The sequence below is a fragment of the Consotaella aegiceratis genome, assembly GCF_036541425.1.
In the GTDB taxonomy this organism is placed as follows: domain Bacteria; phylum Pseudomonadota; class Alphaproteobacteria; order Rhizobiales; family Rhizobiaceae; genus Consotaella; species Consotaella aegiceratis.
The window spans coordinates 1-18,127 of the sequence record NZ_JAZHFT010000041.1; the positions used below are offsets into that span (position 1 = coordinate 1).

The window sequence follows — 18,127 nt, forward strand, 5'->3', positions numbered from 1 at the left end:
CTGGCGTCTTCGAGCAACACCGGCGAGGCTGCCGGGGATGTTTATGTCGCCGTGGAGAACCTGATCGGATCGAACTTCAACGACGTCCTGGGCGGCGATGCGGGCGGCAACGTGCTGCAGGGCCTGAACGGCAACGACGTTCTGGCGGGCCGGGGCGGCAACGACGTCCTGCTCGGCGGGGCGGGCAACGACGTGCTGAACGGCGGCACCGGCGCCGACCGGCTGGACGGCGGTGCCGGTCTGGACACGGCATCCTATGCCGGCGCAACCGCCGCGGTGACGGCGGACTTGCTCGTCACATCCAACAATACCGGCGATGCGGTGGGAGACATCTACATCTCCGTCGAAAACCTGATCGGCACCGGCTTCAGCGACGTGCTTCTGGGGGACGCCGGCGGCAACGTTCTGCAAGGCCTGAACGGCAACGACGTGTTGGCGGGCCGGGGCGGCAACGACGTCCTGCTCGGCGGTGACGGCAACGACGTGCTGAACGGCGGCGTTGGTGCGGATCGGCTGGATGGTGGCGCCGGCCTGGACACGGCGTCCTATGCCGGGTCGACCATTGGGCTGACGGCTGACTTTCTGGCGTCTTCGAGCAACACCGGCGAGGCTGCCGGGGATGTTTATGTCGCCGTGGAGAACCTGATCGGATCGAACTTCAACGACGTCCTGGGCGGCGATGCGGGCGGCAACGTGCTGCAGGGCCTGAACGGCAACGACGTTCTGGCGGGCCGGGGCGGCAACGACGTCCTGCTCGGCGGGGCGGGCAACGACGTGCTGAACGGCGGCACCGGCGCCGACCGGCTGGACGGCGGTGCCGGTCTGGACACGGCGTCCTATGCCGGCGCAACCGCCGGGGTGACGGCGGACTTTCTGGCATCGTCGAGCAATACCGGCGAGGCGGCCGGAGATGTCTATGTCGCCGTGGAGAACCTGATCGGCACCGGCTTCAGCGACGTGCTTCTGGGGGACGCCGGCGGCAACGTTCTGCAAGGCCTGAACGGCAACGACGTGTTGGCGGGGCGTGGCGGCAACGACGTCCTGCTTGGCGGGGCGGGCAACGACATCCTGTTCGGCGGCATCGGCGCGGATACGCTGAACGGTGGTGCCGGGTCGGATATCTTCACCTTCCAGGCCATTGGCGAAAGTACTGTAGCCGCTGCCACCCGTGACACGATCCAGGACTTCGTTCGAGGCCAGGACGTGATCAACTTGTCTGCGATTGATGCAAACACTGGCGCGGCTGGTGACCAGGCATTTACTTATATCGGTGCGGCCGCCTTCACCGGGGTTGCCGGGCAATTGCGTTTTGCCGCAGAGACGGTTTACGGCGACGTCAATGGCGACGGCATCGCCGATTTCGCCATTGAGGTGAACGATACCGCACTGCTGACCGCTGACGACTTCACACTCTGACGCGCTGCCCGCTCAGTCGGTTTCTTAAAGCGCCGGACGATGCCGACGGTCCGCTCCGGCCTCGGTGCCGCCACATAGTTACGATCGAGACGGGCTCCTCGTTTGGTCGTTCCACATGCTTGATTCGAACTGCGAGCGCTGTAGGTACTGCGGACCGAGCGTCGCATGCGACTGTTTCGTACATACCGTTGCCAAAATCGGGGCAGGATTCCCTTGAGGCCTACTGGCGAAATATCGGGTGTCGGGAGACCGTCTGCGGCCGTGCAAAATGTGGGAAGCTCGGGCCGGCTAAATCTCTCGACGCCGGCGCAACGGACTCCCCGAGTGTCCGATGACGAGCCGATTGCCATGACCCCGCCGCGCGTCGCGATCTTGTTGGCCGTCTACAACGGCGAACGGCATCTTGACGAGCAGCTGGCTTCCCTTGCCGCGCAAACCGTACAGAGTGTCGATGTCTGGGCGAGCGATGACGGCTCGTCGGACGTTTCGCGTGCCATTCTGGAGAGCTGGAAGCGGCGCTGGACGAAAGGCCGTTTCGAGATCTTGCCGGGGCCGCGCAACGGCTTTGCCGAGAACTTCCGAAGCTTGATCACCAACAACGACGTGGAAAGCGACTATTTTGCCTTTTGCGACCAGGACGACGTGTGGGAGCCAGACAAGCTCGCGGCCGCCATTGAGATGCTGAGCGGAGCCGCTCCTTGCGGCCCCGCCCTCTATGGGGCACGGACGCGGCTGATTGACGAGCAGGGGCGGCCGATCGGATATTCGCCGCTGTTCTCGCGTCCCCCCGGATTCGGCAATGCGATCGTCCAGAACATCGCAAGCGGCAACACCATGGTGCTCAACAGGCGCGCATGGCGCATTCTGGCTCAGAGCGCCCGACAAACGCCGTTCGTCTTTCACGACTGGTGGTCCTACCTCATCGTATCGGGGGCAGGCGGCCGCGTCGTCTATGATCCGAAGCCGCACGTGAGATATCGCCAGCATGCCGGCAACAGCGTCGGCAACAAGATGCGTCCGTTGGACCGCCTCAAGCGGTTCCGGCACGCTCTGGGGGGGCGTTTGGCTGCCTGGAATGACGCGCATCTCGAAGCGCTCGATCGGTGCTCGCATCTTCTGACGGACGACGCGCGGTGCATCGTCGCCCGAATGAAGGCAATTCGGACAAGCCGCTTCGCCGACGCGCTGCTGCGGTATCACCGCTCCGGCATCTATCGGCAGACCGCGCTCGAGGACGTGACACTTTGCATTGCGGTCCTTGCCGGCAGGTTATAAGGAAAACTTGCAGCTCAAGTCAAACGCTGCGGATCAGGCCTGATTCCGATGTAGTCGGGCGCAACGACCGATACTGTTCGGGAGGATCTCGTGAAAGGAATCATCCTGGCCGGAGGCAGCGGCACGCGTCTCTATCCGCTTACCCTGGCGGTCTCCAAGCAGATTCTGCCTGTCTACGACAAACCGATGATCTACTATCCGCTCAGCGTTCTGATGCTGGCGGGCATTCGTGATATACTCATTATTTCCACGCCCCGCGACCTCGGTGTCTTTCAGGATCTGTTGGGTGATGGAAGTGAATTCGGCCTTTCATTTTCCTATGCCGAACAGCCGCAGCCGAACGGGCTGGCGGAGGCCTTCATCATCGGTCGCGACTTCATCGGCACAGATCAGGTCGCGATGGTTCTCGGCGACAACATCTATTACGGCGATGGCTTGTCGCGGCTCTGCCAGCAAGCGGTCCAGCGTCGGACCGGAGCCTCCGTCTTTGCCTATCACGTGGAAGATCCCGAGCGGTATGGCGTCGTGTCCTTCGACAAAACCACCCGTCGAGCGCTTTCCATCGAGGAGAAGCCGGAGAACCCGAAGTCGAATTGGGCGGTCACGGGCCTTTATTTCTACGACAACGACGTCGTCGACATCGCCACGTCGATCAAGCCCTCGAAGCGGGGCGAACTCGAGATCACGGCGGTGAACAACGTCTATCTCGAGCGAGGCGATCTTTACGTTCACCAACTCGGCCGCGGTTACGCCTGGCTTGACACCGGAACCCACGCCAGCCTGCACGAAGCCGCTTCTTTCGTCCGTACCATTCAGCATCGACAGGGAATCAGGATTGCCTGTCCGGAAGAGATCGGCATGGAGATGGGCTGGCTCGATGCCGACCATGTGCTGCAACGTGCGGCCAAGTTGGGCAAGACCGACTACGCCAGCTACCTGCGGCGTCGCGTAACGGAGATTTTCGACACATGATGGCAGTCGAGCCGCTGGGCCTCGAAGGCGTGCTGCAGATTCGTCCCCGCAAGTTCGGCGACGAGCGAGGCTTCTTCTCGGAAACCTACAACCGGTCGCGTTTTGCGGAAGCTGGCGTCGACCTGGAGTTCGTCCAGGACAATCATTCCTACTCGGCGGCCCGAGGAGTGTTGCGCGGTCTGCACTACCAGCTGTCGCCGCGTGCTCAGGCCAAACTGGTCCGCGTCGTGCGCGGGTCCATCTTCGACGTGGCGGTCGATATCAGAAGGAGTTCGCCGACCTTTGGCCAGTGGGTTTCGCTGGTGGTCTCGGCGGCGGAGTGGAACCAGATTCTCATCCCCGAAGGGTTCGCCCACGGCTTTGTGACCCTCGAAAGCGACACCGAGGTCGTCTACAAGGTCACTGACTTCTATGCCCCGGAGCAGGACCGCTCGATCCGCTTCGATGATCCGCAGATCGGCATTGAATGGCCCGTCGCGCGGGAGGAGATCCAGCTTTCGCAAAAGGACAGCCAAGCTCCTCTGCTGGCGACCGCGACCACTTTCGCCTGACGACATGGAGACCGCATGAGGACGATACTGGTAACCGGCGGTGCGGGGTTCATCGGCTCCGCCGTCTGCCGTCTGCTGGCGGCCGACCCGCAGACCAAGGTGGTCAATCTCGACAAGCTGACCTATGCCGGCAATCCGGCGTCGCTGCGCAGCATCGAAAGCCTGCCGAACTACCACTTTCACAAGGCCGATATCTGCGACGAGGCAGCGGTGCTGCGGATTTTGCGCAGCGAAGACGTCGACGCGATCATGCATCTGGCGGCGGAAAGCCATGTCGACCGGTCGATCGACGGGCCTGGGTCCTTCATCGAGACGAACATCGTCGGCACCTATCGCTTGCTCAATGCCGCGCTGGCCTATTGGCGCGAGCTGCCGGACGGGCGGCGCGAGGCGTTCCGCTTTCACCATGTCTCCACCGACGAGGTGTTCGGCGACCTGCCGTTCGACAGCGGCGTCTTCACCGAGACGACGCCCTACGCGCCGTCGTCGCCCTATTCGGCCTCGAAGGCCTCTTCCGACCATCTGGTGCGGGCCTGGCACGCCACCTACGGGCTGCCGGTGGTGCTGTCGAACTGCTCGAACAATTACGGTCCCTATCACTTCCCCGAAAAGCTGATCCCGCTGGTGATCCTCAACGCACTCGACGAAAAGCCGCTACCGGTTTACGGCGCCGGGGCGAACGTTCGCGATTGGCTGTTCGTCGAGGATCACGCCCGCGCGCTGTCGCTGGTGATTTCTCGGGGCGCTCCCGGCGAAAGCTACAATATCGGCGGACGCGCCGAGCGTACGAACCTCGCCGTCGTCGAGACGATCTGCGATGTGCTGGACGAGCGGCGACCGCGCGGCTCCGGCGCGTCGTACCGGGATCTGATCGAGTTCGTCACGGACCGGCCGGGCCACGACCGGCGTTATGCGATCGACCCGTCCAAGATCGAGCGTGAGCTCGGCTGGACGCCGCGAGAAACGTTCGAAACCGGGCTGCGGCGCACGATCGACTGGTTTCTGGAGAACGACTGGTGGTGGCGGCCGATCCGCGACGGGGGCTATGCCGGTGAGCGGCTGGGCATGAAGGGAACGGTATGAGAATCCTGGTCACCGGCAGGGACGGACAGGTTGCGGCGAGCCTGCGGGAAGCAGCCGAAACCGCCGGCGACGTGGCCGTGATCGCCCTCGGCCGGCCGGAGCTGGACCTCGCCGAGCCGCAAAGCGTGATGCGCGAGGTCGCTGCGGCGGAGGCCGATATTGTCGTTTCCGCTGCAGCCTATACGGCGGTGGATCAGGCGGAGGACGAGCCGGCGCGGGCGGAGGCGGTGAACGTGCGCGGCGCGGAAGCCGTGGCCGCCGCGGCCGCCGCGGCCGGCCTGCCGATCGTGCATCTGTCGACCGACTACGTCTTTGCCGGGACCTCCGACCGACCCTATGTCGAGACCGACCCGACCGGACCGCAGGGCGTGTACGGGCGGACCAAGCTGGTGGGCGAGCAGGCGGTGGCGGCGGCCAATCCGCGCCATGTGATCCTGCGCACCGCCTGGGTCTACAGCCCCTTCGGCAAGAACTTCGTCAAGACCATGTTGCGGCTCGCCGTCGACCGGGACGAGGTCGCGGTGGTCAGCGACCAATGGGGGAACCCGACCGCCGCGGCGGACATCGCCGACGGTATCCTCTGCATTGCCCGGCGGCTCGCCTTCGATCCGACAGTGGATGGTTATGGCGTCTTTCACCTTGCCGGGAGCGGGGCGACCAACTGGAGCGGCTTCGCCGAGGAGATCATGCGCGCCAGCAAGGCGCTGGGCGGACCCTGGTCGCGTGTCCGTGCGATCACAACCGAGGATTATCCCACCAAGGCGCGGCGGCCCGCGAACTCTCGCCTGTCGACTGAGAAGCTCGATCGGTGTTATGGTTGGCGGGCGCCGCCATGGCAGCACTCGCTGGCGCGCGTGGTGAACCGATTGGTTGGAGCGCGGTCCTGACTGACATACGCGATTTTGGGCTTGTCGTGTGTGACGAGCGCATGAAAACAAACACGAGGGATTTCTAACGCCCCGGGGAGCGGAGTGAAACGACCGATCCCGGCTGTGCGGCCGGCGTTACGTCTGCTGGCGGCTGGCTCCGCTTTGACGAAGCAAGGAGTAAGGGTATGTTGAGTTTTCCTTGGATCAAGAGAGCACTGCAGTTGCGCGGCTTCGACGAGGGGCACAAGACGCTGACGATGAATCGGGATGGCTTCCTGGCGCTGCTGGATCAGGTGATCCGGGCCTCTCCCTTCGACGAGGACTTTTACCTTTCGGCCTATCCGGACGTGGCAGCGGCGGTGGAGCAGGGCGAGATCGAAACCGGCTTCGAACACTATAAGCGTTTCGGCTTCTACGAGGGGCGGTTCCCGGGGTTCCGCGGCTTCGATCCCGACGCATACGTCGCCGCCAACCCGGACCTTGCCTCCTTCAAGGGGCGGCTCGACTACGAGAAAGCGCTGCGCGAGCACTACCACCATTACGGCTTCGTGGAAGGCCGGCCGCTGCGGCCGCAAAGGGTGAGGTCACTGGCACGGTGAAGTCCGCTCCGCGCTCCGGGCGGCGCGCCATCGATTCCGCTTTCCGGGTGGACACTCCCATTGAATGGCCGCAATTTTGCAGGCACAAGGGCGCAAGCCGAAAATGTTCACTATCCGACGGGACTAGCGTTTGCGATCGATCGATCTTCTCAGTAGCTTCGCCTCGATCGAGTTAGCGAACCTGCAGCAGTCCGTTTCGGGCTATGCCGCCGACAATGACGACCCTCAGCTGATCTTCAAGCTGGACGAGCCGCTCGAACGCGGCTGGTATCGAGCTGATTTTGCTTTCGAAGGCGAGGCGATCACCCATCCGAAGCTCTATCTGGACCTCGGGAGCGGCTTTTCGGAAGTGCACGCCGTGCTGCTCAAGCCGACACCCCGGCCGGGTGTCTACCGCGCCGATTTCTTCCTGCCAATGGATACGTTCCTGCTGCGCTTCGATCCGACCGACAGCCGCTCCGATGTCCGGCTGAGCCGGCTGCAGTTGAAGCGGCGCTCGGCGGTGGAAACCGGCATCTTCCTCGGGCGGCACGCGCTGCGTGTGGCGCGCCGCGACCCGGGCCGGCTGGTCCACCGCTGGCGCCAATACGCCCAATACGCCCGGCGGCCGCACTTCCTCGACGTGCGAGATCCGGCCGTCCGCGCGGCTGGCAACGGCAGCTACCAGGGCTGGATCGCGCGGCACGACTTCGACCTCGATCGCGACGGCGCGGCTCTCGCCACGGCAGTGGCGGAATTGCAGGCGCCGCCACTGATCAGCGTCGTCATGCCAGTCTACAACACGCCGGCGGTGCTGCTCGACGAGGCGATCCAATCGGTCGTGGACCAGATCTATCCGCATTGGGAGCTCTGCATCGCCGACGACAGCTCGACCGAGCGGCATGTACGCCCGATGCTGGAGCGTTGGAGCGCGCGCGAGCCGCGCATCAAGGTGGCGTTTCGCGAGGCGAACGGCCACATCTCGCACGCGACCAACTCGGCCTTCGCGCTGGCGAGCGGCGAGTGGATCGCCATGCTCGACCATGACGACCTGCTGCGCCCGCACGCTCTGGCCGAGATCGCGCTGGAGATCGCGCGCCATCCGGAGGCCCAACTGATCTATTCCGACGAGGACAAGATCGACGAGAAGGGCCGGCGCTACGACCCGTATTTCAAGCCGGATTTTTCGCGCGAGCTGTTCCGCTCGCAGAACTACCTCAACCACCTGACCGTGCACCGGGCCGACAACATCCGGGCGGTCGGCGGCTGGCGGCCCGGCTTCGAGGGCAGCCAGGACTACGACCTGAGCCTCAGGATCTTCGAGCGTATCGACATGGCGGCGATCCGTCATGTGCCGAAGGTGCTTTACCACTGGCGGGCGGTCGCCGGCTCGACGGCGGCCGCCGGCGCGGAAAAGGGCTATGCCTATATGGCGGGCCTGCGCGCGCTGGAGGAGCATGTGGAGCGCTTCGGCCTGCCGGCCAAAGTCGAGCCGGCGCCGGAGACGCCCTTCTACCGGCTGAAGTTCCGGGTACCGGAGCCGGCGCCTCTGGTCAGCCTGATCATCCCGACCCGCGACAGGGTGGAGCTTTTGCGCGGTTGCGTCGAATCGATTCGGACGAAGACGACCTATGCGCCCTACGAGATCCTGATCGTCGACAACGGTTCTGAGGAAGAGGCCACGCTCGCCTATTTCAAGGAGTTGGAGGCGGCCGATAATGTCCGGGTGCTTCCCTACGATAAGCCGTTCAACTATTCGGCCATCAACAATTTCGCGGTGAGCGAGGCGAGGGGCTCGCTGGTCGGCTTAATCAACAACGACATCGTGGTGATCTCGCCGGACTGGCTGAGCGAGATGGTCTCCTGGGCGGCGCAGCCCGACGTCGGCTGCGTCGGCGCCAAGCTCTACTACGCCGACGGCACGATCCAGCATGCCGGGATCATCCTCGGCATCGGCGGCGTCGCCGGCCATTCGCACAAGTTCTTTCCGCGCGAGGCGCACGGCTATTTCGCCCGGCTGAAGCTCGCCCAGAACCTCTCGGCCGTCACCGGCGCGTGCCTGCTGGTGCGCAAGGAGGTCTACGAGGCGGTCAACGGCCTGAACGAGACGGCGCTGACGGTCGCGTTCAACGACGTCGACTTCTGCCTCCGGGTGCGGGAGGCGGGCTACCGGTCGGTGTGGACGCCGTACGCCGAACTCTATCACCTGGAGAGCGTGTCGCGCGGCGCCGAGGACGTCCCCGAAAAGATGGCGCGCTTCCGCAGCGAAGTCCTGTATATGATGGACACCTGGGACAAGGCCCTGACGACGGATCCCTTTTATTCCCCCCATTTGACGCTAGAACAAGAAGACTTTGCCATAAAGGCATGAGTTATAGTGTCAAAGTCCACTCGGGAGATGTTTATGTTCGGAAAATCAAGACAGAAACAGACCGGCGATTTTCCGGAAGAGTTCGATTCGAATTTTTACCGATCGAAATACCCCCGGCTTTCGGGAATGGATGATGCGACACTAAGGAAACATTATTCGCTTCATGGGCGCACAGAAGGTCGGCAGGCCTCGCCCGCAGCGCTCCGATCCGGGTTCATTCCGCTTTTTGAGCATATAAGACCAATTCTGGAAATTGGTCCGTTTGATAGGCCTATGGTCGAAGGAGATAAAGTCTCGTATTTCGATGTTTTAGGACAAGAAGATCTGCAAAAGAAAGCAATTGCCAATAATCGAGGCGGGACCGTCCCATACATCGAATTCGTTTCCGAGATTGGCGATCTTTCTATTGTAGATCGGAAATTTAATGCGGTATGTAGTGCTCATTGTATTGAGCATCAAGTAGACTTGATAGCCCATCTTGATAATGTTGCTAAAGTACTGGAGGGTGGAGGATATTACTTTATAGCGGCTCCGGATAAACGCTACTCTTTCGACCACTTTATCCCAGAGTCGACGGTTGCCGATATCATCGACGCTCATAAGGAGCCAAGGAAGACCCATTCACTTGCAAATATCATCAAGCACGTAGCGCTTGCCACCCATAATGACGCACCACGCCACTGGGAAGGGATTCATGCCGATCCTGGATATGAGCAAGAGATAGGGGGGAAGATTAAAGCGGCACTTAACCTTTTTGACAAGGCTAATGGCCGTTATATTGATGCTCACGCTTGGCGGTTCAGCCCAAGTACCTTCAGAAACTTGATGGAAATCCTATCCTCAATTGACCTAATACCCTTCGACATCGTCAGGGTGTATGAAACACCAAAACCTAGAGTCGAGTTTATGGCTATACTTCGGAAGAAGATGGAAGAGTGATGGAACGTTATCTTGTTATTGGCCTCGGGAAGACGGGGACAACTGTCATATCCAAGACAATACAAAATAGTAGATCTATTAATCGGTATTATCTTGAGCCGAAGCATGCCGCTTTTTTCGAGAATTTTGCGACCGATAAGGGGGATGGTGTTGTTAAGATACTTTTTGATCACTGGGCGCAGCGACCTAGATTGTTGAATTCAATCATCTATAATGAGATGAGGACGAATTTCGATAAAAACATATTTATTACGCGAGATCCTCGCGCTGAAATGATTAGTCGTTTGAACTACGTTGCCTTTCCGTATTTTCAGGCGAAGCGTCGTTCAGATGAAGATGCTGCAGAATGGATCGATTTGTTCCGCCGGAAGGAATCTGATCCCGATTTTTCGCTTCTTGATCTTATCGAAGCGCTACGAGATCGATTCGGGGTGCGCATCACCGAAGGTGCTGCGCGCATGTCCGAGGCCTATGCTCGATATGTAGGAAATCTTCCGAGTACCCTTAAGTCTATTGTCAGGTATGAAGACTTTGTCACTTCGAACCTGGATGGACACCCGCTTGCCGACCTCTTTTCGGGAGACAGGAACGTTGGCGAGGCACTTCAGCGGACGCGGCGAAGTGGCGGTGTCGATGACTGGAAGGCATTCCTTTCTGATCGAGACTTAGTCTGGATAAACGAAACGCTCAGTGATTCTGTCGATATCCTTGAATACGAGAAAGATGTCGAGAGGGGCGGCTATATCGATCCAGAGAATTGCTCCCTATACGTCGCTCGCATAATCGCGGAAGCGCAAAAAACTCACACGCGTTGAAGGGCGGGCTGGGCCCGATTCGGCCCAGCCATTTTTCACCCTACGGTTTGCGGGTTGCGACGAGAGCGAGTGAAGGGCCGTTGGGGTGATCGGCTTGATCAAAGCTGACGCCATCAACCACAAAGCCTGCATCTTCGAGTGCCCGGAAAAGGGAATCTCTCGTTAGCCAAAGAGCCCAGGATTTGCTTCCGCCGCAAAAGCCAGCCCAGTTGAGTGCCGCATCATAGGTGCGCTTCACTGCCGTATAGGTATGGCCCTCGATTTCGATCTCTTGCGGCTCATGAAACTGTTTTGACATGTCGCTCCGCGAGCGGATCGACTCGTCGTAGTAATGGGTCCAGATGAACATGGTTTTCGACATCCGTCCGATCTGACGAATGAAGTCCACCGGCGCGGTCATATGGTAGAGGATGCCGGATGCAACGCAGAGATCGAATTCTTCGTTGCATTGATCGGCATAAGCCATGGCGTCAGCATACAGGAAACTGGCGCGATTGAGATTGAAAATCTGCTGGATGCAGAGGCATTTGAGATAGGAACGCGAATTTGCCTCGATTGCGGTGATCGAGGCAGCTCCGCCATTGTGCATCATATAGGTGTGCCCGGCTTCCAATGGGCCGAGTTCTAGGATTCTTTTATTGGCGAAACCGCCGATTGTCTTCGAAAGCCAATCGATGCGTCCATCTTCGAACAGCGCCGCAGGACCCGGCGTGGCGATTAGACCCGACTCCACGGGCATTTTCGATGACCACTCGTTGGTGAAAATATCAAGGATTGTCTGAGGATCTGGCGCGCGATCAATATATGCGTCGAGGATTTCCATTGAGGCTTTACCGTGATACGTTGGCAGATTGAGATATTATGGGAATTATATAATTTTCCCAATAAACCCATTCTCTGCTCTTTGATGTATGCGCATTGTTTTCTATGCGCGGACTTGGATTAGCGTTGTGTGTTGAAGCGGCGCTGCTAGCAGTGAGGCGTTGTACCTGATCGCTTAGCTTGGCTCGCTGTTGGCATGGACCGAAACAAGTCCGACGCCGCGAAACACTTGAGGGTCTCCTCTGCCAACTTTGAGCGGCTAGCCATACTGACCCCCGCTGCTCACGAGCCCAACAGCATCGCCGGGAAGTGAAGCCTCGCCCGCACCATTGACGAAGACGACGCCATTTAGAAGTGTTCGATAGCGCATACCTGTTGCGGAGCCAGCATAGGCGTTTGCATAGGCTGAGACAATCCCGGTCGTCTGGGCGACGGCGAAGGCGTTTGTGAACGCCGGCGTGCCGATCAGGTTGACCGTGGAGTTCGTCATCAGGATGTGGCCGTTCTGTCCCGCGAAGAAATGCTGTTGCGCGCCGCCCTGGATGTCGATGGTCGCGATCACTTCGATATAGGCGCCATTGTCGGCGCCGATGTGGCGCGCCGTGCAGACGCCGTAGGCGATCCTGCCGCGCAGCATGACGACGACGCCGAAGCGCGCCCAGATGCCGACCTGGCCGGCCACCTTGATCCCCTCGATGCGTGCGCTCGCGCCGGCTGCGTTGAACAGCAGCGCGTTGCCGGCTGAGCCGGCGTCGATCAGCACGTTTTCCGGGCTGGTGGCGTTGCCGCGCAGGAGCAGCGTGCCGCCGTCGAACATCGGTCGCGACATCGCCGCGCCCGCACCGTAGACGCCGTCGGCGAGCTGGATGGTCACCGGATAGCCGGCGGCGTCGAGTGCCAGCGCGGCGTTCACCGCCTTCTGCACGGTGGCGAAGGCGTCGCCGGCGGAAAGCCCGGTGTTGGCGTCCGAGCCGGCCGGGTCGACATAGTAGGTTCGCGCCTCCGCCAGCTGCTCGCGCGCGCCGCCGGAGGGAAACCGCACCCGGCCGCTGGCGCGCTCTACGCGCAACGCCTCGCGCCAGGTGGCGCCGTCGGCGCTGACCTTGAGGGCGAGATCGTCGCTCCCCGCCAGGCCAATCTCGGCGCGGCCGGACCAGCCGCTCTGGAACAGGAGGGAGGCGGTCTCCGCCTCGTCCGCCTTGTTGACCTTCAGCCGATGGCCGGCGCCCTCGTGGGTGAAGAGGCTGTTCGGCGCGGCGACGACAAGCCGGTTTTCGGCATCGGCGGCGGCGTTGACGCCCAGGCTCTCGATGCCGTTCATCTCGGACGGCAGCGGCAGTGGTGCCCAGAGTGCACCGTCGCAGGCGAGAAGGCGCCCGGCGCCACGGTCATAGGCCAACCAGCCCGCCTGGGGCGGCAGGAACGACCAGGCCCCGCCCTGGAACACCGCAAGGCTGCCCTCGCGGCCGGCGAAGGCGCCACCGGCGTCCTCCGCCACGATCCAGCGGTCGCCGGGCAGGGGTACGTCCGGCGGCGAGGGGACGAGGCCGGCGACGCTCGTCTGGACAAGCACGTCCAGCATGGCGAGTGCTTCGTTGTGGGTGACGTGCTTCTGCGCCTGCGAAGGCATGATCAATGGCAAAGAAAGGATCTCGGTCGTGTCCATGTGCCTCTCCCGTAAACGGCGTCGCGGGAGATGATCGCACCGGCGGCGCAGCCGGGGATAAATCGCACGGCCTCCAGATGTCCTCTGAACGAGAACACAAGGATAGGCTCCGACGGCTTCCACCCCAGTCGTTCCCGTCCTCCATTCTCGTCATCCCGGCGAGGTCAGGATGACGAGAATGGCGAGGAGGGTGAGACCATCCCCCAGGATGGAACGTAGGAGGCCTCCAGAGGCTATAGCGAGCCGCAGAAATATGGAATTATGGGCTCTGCCGAATCTTGCTGCAGGAGATGCGCCGATGTCCGAAGCGGGTTTTCTTCACCGCTATTTCCTCAACAACGGCGGGAAGCGCATCCACAAGTGGATGCACTATTTCGACATCTACGAGCAGCATTTTCACCGGTTCCGTGGTGCGGCGCCGACGGTGCTGGAGATCGGCGTCTTCGGCGGCGGCTCGCTGGCGATGTGGAGGGCCTACTTCGGTCCCGGCGCCACCATTCTCGGCCTCGACATCGACCCGGCCTGCAAGCAGCACGAGACGGAGGGCGTCACCATTCATATCGGCAGCCAGGACGACCCCGCCGTGCTGGACCGGATCGTGGCGCAGAACCGGCCGATCGACATCGTCATCGACGACGGCAGCCACCGCATGGACCATATGCGGCGCAGTTTCGACCTGCTCTACGAGCGCATCGCCGAGCGGGGCGTCTACCTGGTCGAGGACACCCACACCTGCTATTGGCCGGAATACCAGGGAGGCTATCGCGCGCCCGGCAGCTTCATGGAATTCGCCAAAGACAAGCTCGACGAGATCAACGCCGTGCACACGCGCGGCGCCGTCGCCATCACGCCGTTCACCCGAAGCACGCGTTCTGTCACCATCTACGACAGCGTCTGCGTCTTCGAGCGTGCGCCGCAGGGTAGGCGGCAGGCGCCGATCACCGAGCCGATGCCCGCTTCCGAGTGACGGCGGCGGGCGGCGTCAGCCCAGGGTACCCTGTTCGGCAAGCGCCGCCTCGAGCTGAGTCAGGCGCTCGGCGAATTCGGGCGCCCTTGTCACGGCCTCGCGCATGTCGGCGACCGCGGCGTCAAGATCGCCCTTGATCGAGTGGAGATTGCCGCGGTGCGCGTACTGCCCCGCCTCCGGGGCGAGTGCGATGGCCCGGTTGATCGCCTCGATCGCCTCGTCGATGCGCTCGTTGTGGCTAAGGACCAGGCTGAGGCTGGCGAGCGCGTGTGCATTCTCCGGCTCGCGGGCGATGACCGCCTGCCACTCGGTGATTTCGCTGGCCTCGCTCTGAGCATCCGGCAAAGGTGCGATCGGCTCTGGTTCCGGTCGCGGCGCGCCGTCGGCCTGAGTGCCCGGGGCCCGAAGCGTCACATGCTCGGCCACTGCCCGGCCGAGATGGGCGAACTGCGTGCGCACCGTCTCCTGGCCGTGCGCGTCCACGCCGGCGGCGAACAGCGCCTCGACTGCCGGCGGGTATGACCTGCCCATGGCGAGAACGCCCAGCCCGTGCCCATGTAGGAACTCGAAATGTGGGCGCTCGGCCGCCAGTTCGCCCCACAGCCGGAACACGCCGAAGCCGCGCTCGCGCACATTGGTGTCGTGAAACATCACCACGGCATTCTCGGTGAGCTTCGGCCACCAGGTCTCGAAATCGTGGCGAACTGCCTCATAACTGTGCAGACCGTCGATATGCAGGAGATCGATGGAGGCGTCCTCGAAGTGCTCCACCGCCTCGTCGAAGGTCGAGCGAACCAAGCGAGAGAAGGCGCTGTAACGGGTATCGTGATAGGGTGCGAGATCGGCATAGACCTCCTCGCCGTAGAAGCCGGCGTGTGCGTCACCCTTCCAGGTGTCGACGCCGTAGCATTGAGTGGGGAGCTGGCGCGAGCCGACCGTCTGGCAAGCCGCGCAATAGGATACGCCCCAATCGACGCCCAGCTCCACGAAGCGCCGCGGCTGCAGCGCATCGACGATCCAGAACATGAACGGCACATGCTCGAACCAAGCCGACGCCGCGATACGGTCGGGATAGCGGAACGGAAAGGATGTGAAGGGGATCATACGTCCATCAAGCCTTTGCGAGCGTCTGCTTGCGCCGCTCTGCGTGAGTTGTAAGGGCTTCCTCTAGAGGACCGAAGAAAATGGCATTTCCGTGCTCGAGCAGCAGTGCCTGCGTGCAGGTCTGGCGCAGAATCGCTGAGTTATGGGAAGCCAGCACGATGATGCCGGCCTGTTTGAGCATGCTCTCTATCCGGTCGCGCGCCTTGGTCTGGAATTCCGGGTCGCCCGCGCCGATCCACTCGTCCATGAGTAGAATTTCCGGTTGAAAGCTCGTCGCCGCGGCAAAGGCCAGGCGCGCTGCCATGCCTTGACTGTAGGCCTTGAGCGGCATGTCGATGAAATTGCCGATTTCGCTGAAGGCGATGATATCCTCCATGCGCTCGTTGATTTCCTTCTTGGTCCAGCCGTTGATGAGACCGCGAAGTTCGATGTTGCGGCGCCCCGTCGCCTCGCGCCGGAAGCCGAGATTGATGTTGAACAGGGCATCGACTCGTCCGGCACGGGTCACTCGACCGGCGGTCGGCTCGAACACGCCGTAAAGAACCTTGAGCAGGGTCGTCTTGCCGGCACCGTTCGATCCGATCAGCGCCAGCCGGTCGCCGTCGCTAAGGGAAAACGACACGCCATCGAGCGCGACGATCTTGCGCACGCCGTTGGTGTTGATCGTGCGGCCGCCGACCGGCAGACGGCGATCCTGTGGCGCAAGGGTGAATTTCTTCCGGAGCCGATACTCCAGGCTGAGATTCTCGACCGCGAGCGAAATCATAGAATGAACGCGATTTGCTTTCGAAAGGAGCCGACGGCCACGAGAGCCATCAGCCAGAAAAAAACGGCGATCGTTGAGCAAACGACGAAGGCCGTTGCGGGAAAGTCTCCGGTGAGCACGGGAATGCGAACGATCTCCACGACGTATGTAAAGGGGTTGAGCCAATAGAGGACCCCCCGAATGCTGCCGTTGACCGGCAGCCAGAAGATCGGCGTTAGAAACAGGCCAATTCGCACGAGGTTCTGAACGATGAACTGAAGGTCGGGAAAAAAGGCGCCCGCGATCGCGCCGGTGAAGACGATTGCCGGAGTGGCGGTCAGGATCAGGCCGATGCCGGCAACAGACCAAAGCCATCCCCATGATAGCGGGGTCTGGGCAATCAGAATGATACCGAGACATCCGATCAAGGTGTAGCCGGCTCTGATTGCCGACTGCATGGTCATACGCATGATGTAGACGGTGAGAGGGAGCGGCGTCCCTTTGATGAAGGCTTCCTCGCGGCTGAACAGGGTGACGCTCTGGGACACCACTTCCGAAACGAACGTCCAGACAAAAAAGCCGATGGAAACATAGGCTGGGAAGTATGTGACCGACTGACTGTGACCGAGAATGAGCAGAATGGTGCCGACAAAGGCCAAATAGTTGATCAGAAGCCACACGGGGCCGAGTGAGGTCCGCCGATGCTGGTCGATGATATCCTCGCTAGCGAGAGCAATCCAGACTCGGCGGAGCTTGAGGCCGGCAGTGATGTCCGCGCAGGCGTTCTGCAGAACTGGTATCATGGTACTTCATGCTTCGGTGTAGGACTGCGTCTGTAGTGCCGCTAGCGCGATTGCTCTCTTCCTTCAAGCGGTAACATGGCCGCCACGACCGCTCGGCGAGGCGGGCTCGATCTCTCAGCGCTCCGCGCTTTCGGCGCTGGAGATTGTCGCTGCCAATTCGTTCGCCCTGTCCGGCACACCTCTTGGCCGAGCACGAGCCGGCTGGTGGTGCGTCGGAGGCCGAGACCAAGTGGATCGGTCCCTGACCCTTACTTCTGTCGTGGCCGCGGCGGGAATCAGCCTTCCCGCAATAGTCATCCCCAGTCATATGAATTCGCGCGCCCTGCGGCGAGAGATTGGTGCGCTTGATGGCGACCAGCCCGCCGACATAGGCAACGGCTCGGAGTGAGCTCGATGTCCGAGCCAGCGGCCGAAAGCAGCGGATTTCACAAGGTATTTCAGAGAAGTGGATGGTGGGCGTGACAGGGATTGAACCTGTGACCCCTACGATGTCAACGTAGTGCTCTCCCGCTGAGCTACACGCCCATCCGACGCCGCCGCATACACCACAGTGTCATTGGCACGTCAATAGGATTGGAGCACGAACTCACAATCCCGTCGAGAAATGGCAAAGTGCCGCCGAACGGTGAGCACCCTGCCACGGTGATATTGCCTTTGCGCTCTCTGCGCGGGGCCGTTCCGTTCGATCTTCAGGCAGCCTGTTCCAGCATCCTGCCGACCTCTTCCACGAGTTCGCGCAGATGGAACGGCTTGGACAGAATCTTTGCGTCCTTCGGAGCCTTCGAATCAGGATTGAGCGCGACGGCGGCAAAGCCGGTGATGAACATCACCTTGAGATCGGGATCGAGCTCGGTGGCACGACGCGCCAACTCGATCCCGTCCATCTCCGGCATGACGATGTCGGTCAGGAGCAGTGAGAAAGGCTCTTCGCGCAGGCGTTCATATGCGCTGCCGCCGTTGTCGAACGCGACGACCTCGTAGCCGGCCTTCTCGAGGGCCTTGGCCAGGAAGCGGCGCATATCGTTATCGTCTTCTGCGAGTAGGATCTTTGGCATTCATGTCATCCGAACGTGGCGAGGCAACATTTTCGAGCGTTGGCGCGTTCTTCAGAACACTTTATGCTGCGTTCTGGGCTAACAGTCTATTCCGAT

The 18,127-nt window shown here is 61.5% G+C and carries 17 protein-coding genes and 1 tRNA gene; 11 read left to right on the forward strand and 7 right to left on the reverse strand.

The window, feature by feature from the left end; all coding sequences use genetic code 11:
- The first annotated feature begins 51 nt into the window (after window positions 1-51).
- The 10 genes from SMD10_RS20390 to SMD10_RS20435 all read left to right on the forward strand — a co-directional run bounded on the left by SMD10_RS20390 (window position 52) and on the right by SMD10_RS20435 (window position 10,869).
- Window positions 52-1,416, forward strand: coding sequence for a calcium-binding protein (locus SMD10_RS20390; RefSeq protein ID WP_331687580.1), 1,365 nt, complete (start codon window positions 52-54; stop codon window positions 1,414-1,416).
- A gap of 165 nt (window positions 1,417-1,581) precedes the next feature.
- Complete coding sequence (locus tag SMD10_RS20395) at window positions 1,582-2,691, forward strand: glycosyltransferase family 2 protein (RefSeq protein WP_331687581.1); 1,110 nt, start codon at window positions 1,582-1,584, stop codon at window positions 2,689-2,691.
- 90 nt (window positions 2,692-2,781) lie between these two features.
- The gene (rfbA, locus tag SMD10_RS20400; RefSeq protein WP_331687582.1) at window positions 2,782-3,663 is read left to right on the forward strand and encodes a glucose-1-phosphate thymidylyltransferase RfbA; all 882 of its coding nucleotides are present in this window, start codon (window positions 2,782-2,784) and stop codon (window positions 3,661-3,663) included.
- On the forward strand, window positions 3,660-4,214 hold the full coding sequence (gene rfbC, locus SMD10_RS20405; RefSeq protein WP_331687583.1) for a dTDP-4-dehydrorhamnose 3,5-epimerase: 555 nt from the start codon (window positions 3,660-3,662) through the stop codon (window positions 4,212-4,214). The genes rfbA and rfbC overlap by 4 nt, the downstream gene beginning before the upstream one ends.
- A gap of 15 nt (window positions 4,215-4,229) precedes the next feature.
- Window positions 4,230-5,297 carry a dTDP-glucose 4,6-dehydratase gene (rfbB, locus tag SMD10_RS20410; protein WP_331687584.1) on the forward strand — a complete coding sequence of 356 codons (1,068 nt, stop codon included), beginning with the start codon at window positions 4,230-4,232 and terminating at the stop codon, window positions 5,295-5,297.
- Entirely contained in the window at window positions 5,294-6,184 is an 891-nt protein-coding gene (rfbD, locus tag SMD10_RS20415; protein ID WP_331687585.1) for a dTDP-4-dehydrorhamnose reductase, read from the forward strand. Before rfbB ends, rfbD begins: the two co-directional genes overlap by 4 nt.
- 167 nt (window positions 6,185-6,351) lie before the next feature.
- Window positions 6,352-6,765, forward strand: coding sequence for a hypothetical protein (locus SMD10_RS20420; RefSeq protein ID WP_331687586.1), 414 nt, complete (start codon window positions 6,352-6,354; stop codon window positions 6,763-6,765).
- Between the two features lie 130 nt (window positions 6,766-6,895).
- Entirely contained in the window at window positions 6,896-9,115 is a 2,220-nt protein-coding gene (locus SMD10_RS20425) for a glycosyltransferase family 2 protein (RefSeq protein WP_331687587.1), read from the forward strand.
- Window positions 9,116-9,148: 33 nt separating this feature from the next.
- Window positions 9,149-10,054 carry a class I SAM-dependent methyltransferase gene (locus tag SMD10_RS20430; protein WP_331687588.1) on the forward strand — a complete coding sequence of 302 codons (906 nt, stop codon included), beginning with the start codon at window positions 9,149-9,151 and terminating at the stop codon, window positions 10,052-10,054.
- Window positions 10,054-10,869, forward strand: a complete 816-nt coding sequence (locus tag SMD10_RS20435; RefSeq protein ID WP_331687589.1) for a hypothetical protein — start codon at window positions 10,054-10,056, stop codon at window positions 10,867-10,869. The genes SMD10_RS20430 and SMD10_RS20435 overlap by 1 nt, the downstream gene beginning before the upstream one ends.
- Window positions 10,870-10,909: 40 nt before the next feature.
- Here the strand turns inward: SMD10_RS20435 and SMD10_RS20440 are convergent, their stop codons facing one another.
- Both SMD10_RS20440 and SMD10_RS20445 read right to left on the reverse strand, forming a co-directional pair.
- Window positions 10,910-11,692, reverse strand: a complete 783-nt coding sequence (locus SMD10_RS20440) for a class I SAM-dependent methyltransferase (protein WP_331687590.1) — start codon at window positions 11,690-11,692, stop codon at window positions 10,910-10,912.
- 258 nt (window positions 11,693-11,950) lie between these two features.
- Window positions 11,951-13,357, reverse strand: coding sequence for a DUF2793 domain-containing protein (locus tag SMD10_RS20445; RefSeq protein ID WP_331687591.1), 1,407 nt, complete (start codon window positions 13,355-13,357; stop codon window positions 11,951-11,953).
- A gap of 298 nt (window positions 13,358-13,655) precedes the next feature.
- Here SMD10_RS20445 and SMD10_RS20450 point away from each other — a divergent pair, with 298 nt between their 5' ends.
- The gene (locus tag SMD10_RS20450) at window positions 13,656-14,324 is read left to right on the forward strand and encodes a class I SAM-dependent methyltransferase (RefSeq protein WP_331687592.1); all 669 of its coding nucleotides are present in this window, start codon (window positions 13,656-13,658) and stop codon (window positions 14,322-14,324) included.
- Window positions 14,325-14,339: 15 nt separating this feature from the next.
- Here SMD10_RS20450 and SMD10_RS20455 read toward each other — a convergent pair whose 3' ends face one another.
- From SMD10_RS20455 to cpdR, 5 genes are all read right to left on the reverse strand, one after another.
- Window positions 14,340-15,428, reverse strand: a complete 1,089-nt coding sequence (locus tag SMD10_RS20455) for a class I SAM-dependent methyltransferase (protein WP_331687593.1) — start codon at window positions 15,426-15,428, stop codon at window positions 14,340-14,342.
- 7 nt (window positions 15,429-15,435) lie between these two features.
- The gene (locus SMD10_RS20460; RefSeq protein WP_331687594.1) at window positions 15,436-16,194 is read right to left on the reverse strand and encodes an ABC transporter ATP-binding protein; all 759 of its coding nucleotides are present in this window, start codon (window positions 16,192-16,194) and stop codon (window positions 15,436-15,438) included.
- Entirely contained in the window at window positions 16,191-16,976 is a 786-nt protein-coding gene (locus SMD10_RS20465; protein ID WP_331687595.1) for an ABC transporter permease, read from the reverse strand. The genes SMD10_RS20460 and SMD10_RS20465 overlap by 4 nt, the downstream gene beginning before the upstream one ends.
- 450 nt (window positions 16,977-17,426) lie before the next feature.
- A tRNA-Val gene (locus SMD10_RS20470) sits at window positions 17,427-17,501 on the reverse strand.
- A 164-nt stretch (window positions 17,502-17,665) separates the two neighbouring features.
- Window positions 17,666-18,031, reverse strand: coding sequence for a cell cycle two-component system response regulator CpdR (cpdR, locus tag SMD10_RS20475; RefSeq protein ID WP_331687596.1), 366 nt, complete (start codon window positions 18,029-18,031; stop codon window positions 17,666-17,668).
- Between the last annotated feature and the right edge of the window lie 96 nt (window positions 18,032-18,127).

Bases quoted from the DNA above. Each gene is read 5' to 3' on its own strand.
- SMD10_RS20455 (WP_331687593.1), bottom strand. From the start codon at position 15,428: ATGATCCCCTTCACATCCTTTCCGTTCCGCTATCCCGACCGTATCGCG.
- SMD10_RS20440 (WP_331687590.1), bottom strand. From the start codon at position 11,692: ATGGAAATCCTCGACGCATATATTGATCGCGCGCCAGATCCTCAGACA.
- SMD10_RS20435 (WP_331687589.1), top strand. From the start codon at position 10,054: ATGGAACGTTATCTTGTTATTGGCCTCGGGAAGACGGGGACAACTGTC.
- rfbC (WP_331687583.1), top strand. From the start codon at position 3,660: ATGATGGCAGTCGAGCCGCTGGGCCTCGAAGGCGTGCTGCAGATTCGT.
- SMD10_RS20460 (WP_331687594.1), bottom strand. From the start codon at position 16,194: ATGATTTCGCTCGCGGTCGAGAATCTCAGCCTGGAGTATCGGCTCCGG.
- cpdR (WP_331687596.1), bottom strand. From the start codon at position 18,031: ATGCCAAAGATCCTACTCGCAGAAGACGATAACGATATGCGCCGCTTC.
- SMD10_RS20445 (WP_331687591.1), bottom strand. From the start codon at position 13,357: ATGGACACGACCGAGATCCTTTCTTTGCCATTGATCATGCCTTCGCAG.
- SMD10_RS20450 (WP_331687592.1), top strand. From the start codon at position 13,656: ATGTCCGAAGCGGGTTTTCTTCACCGCTATTTCCTCAACAACGGCGGG.
- rfbD (WP_331687585.1), top strand. From the start codon at position 5,294: ATGAGAATCCTGGTCACCGGCAGGGACGGACAGGTTGCGGCGAGCCTG.
- SMD10_RS20465 (WP_331687595.1), bottom strand. From the start codon at position 16,976: ATGATACCAGTTCTGCAGAACGCCTGCGCGGACATCACTGCCGGCCTC.
- SMD10_RS20395 (WP_331687581.1), top strand. From the start codon at position 1,582: ATGCGACTGTTTCGTACATACCGTTGCCAAAATCGGGGCAGGATTCCC.
- SMD10_RS20430 (WP_331687588.1), top strand. From the start codon at position 9,149: ATGTTCGGAAAATCAAGACAGAAACAGACCGGCGATTTTCCGGAAGAG.
- SMD10_RS20420 (WP_331687586.1), top strand. From the start codon at position 6,352: ATGTTGAGTTTTCCTTGGATCAAGAGAGCACTGCAGTTGCGCGGCTTC.
- rfbB (WP_331687584.1), top strand. From the start codon at position 4,230: ATGAGGACGATACTGGTAACCGGCGGTGCGGGGTTCATCGGCTCCGCC.